The following is a 1,321-nucleotide window of genomic DNA, read 5'->3' on the forward strand; positions in this document are numbered from 1 at the left end:
ACAACTGCTGCTACAGAAGCAACTGCTAAGAAGGTTGAAGAAGATCGTAAGAAACTTGCTAAACTTTCAGCTGAAATGGGTGAATATCTTGCAAAAGCAGTAGATTTGCCAGATGCTGATTCAGCTATCACTAAAGTAAATTCTGCTATATTAGAAATTGAAAAAGCTTTAGCAGATTCAAATAGCGATTTGACTGCGGCAGTGAATAAGGCTACTTTAGCTCGTGATTCTATAGTAGCTTTTGTTTCTCAAAGTACTTCTAATCAAGATTTGAAAGAAGGAGAAACAACCAGTCAAGGTTCGCCATCACCTGCTAAAGTTCTTTTGGATCAAAACTTATCAGAAGCAGAAATACTTGCAAATCTTGCAGGAAATTATTCATCAAAAGTAACAAACTTGGGGCACAAGGCTTCTTTGGATGCTGCTATTGCAAAAATTCAGTTTGAAATTTCTAATAGTAATCGCTTACTGAAATCAAATGCAACTTTGGAACAATATGCTCAACAACGGGAACAACTCGGAAGTGCAGTTGATGAGTTAATGTCAGCCTTGACTACTGCAGGTTTTTCGGGCAATACAACTGTCAATGGTAGCCCTGCTATAAGCGCAAATTTAAACATTGCAGTAGGTGAGTCAAAATACTTCACGGGTGAAGGTACAGACACAGGATATAATATTCCAATTTATTATAAGTTAACCGTGAAAAATGAAGGTTCAAAACTAACTTTTGTTTATACAATTACTTATGATAATCCTAAAACCTCGACTGTTGAGAAGCCACCAGCTAGTGCAAGTGCTAATCATACTATCTACAATACTGGTACCTCAAGGCAAACCATGTTTACCTTGGGTAGTGGACTTGGTACTCCTTCAAGTGTAACAAGTTATCTTACAGACTCTTCAGGAAATAAATACACCAGAAATGGTTTACTGAAAGATGGTACTACACCTATAACTGAAAATGGACCTGGTAATTACACATGGGGCAATGGTTCCCAGTTGACTGGTTTCTATTCAAAACAAGGTTACGCTTTAACGTCAACTTGGACTGTTCCGATAAATTCTGAAAGCGACACTTCCTTTACTTTTAGACCGTATTCGGGTAGTGATGATGATACTACCTTTACTAATTACTTCAATGTAATTGTGGAAGACAAAGATGATACTAGTCTATCAACTTCGCAGTCAGCCTCAGAGTCAGCAAGCACATCAGCTTCAGAATCAGCTTCAACGAGTGCCTCAGAATCTGCACGCACAAGCGCATCTGAGTCAGCGTTAACAAGTGCGAGCCAATCAGCAAGTACATCAGCGTCTGAGTCAG

At 38.8% G+C, this 1,321-nt stretch carries 1 pseudogene; it reads left to right on the top strand.

Annotation, left to right across the window (positions count from 1 at the left end):
• Positions 1 to 1,321, top strand: a pseudogene (locus tag ADH31_RS10025) (accessory Sec-dependent LPXTG-anchored adhesin); the annotation flags it as partial.

The sequence above is a fragment of the Streptococcus pseudopneumoniae genome (genome assembly GCF_001072375.1).
GTDB classification, from domain to species: domain Bacteria; phylum Bacillota; class Bacilli; order Lactobacillales; family Streptococcaceae; genus Streptococcus; species Streptococcus pseudopneumoniae_L.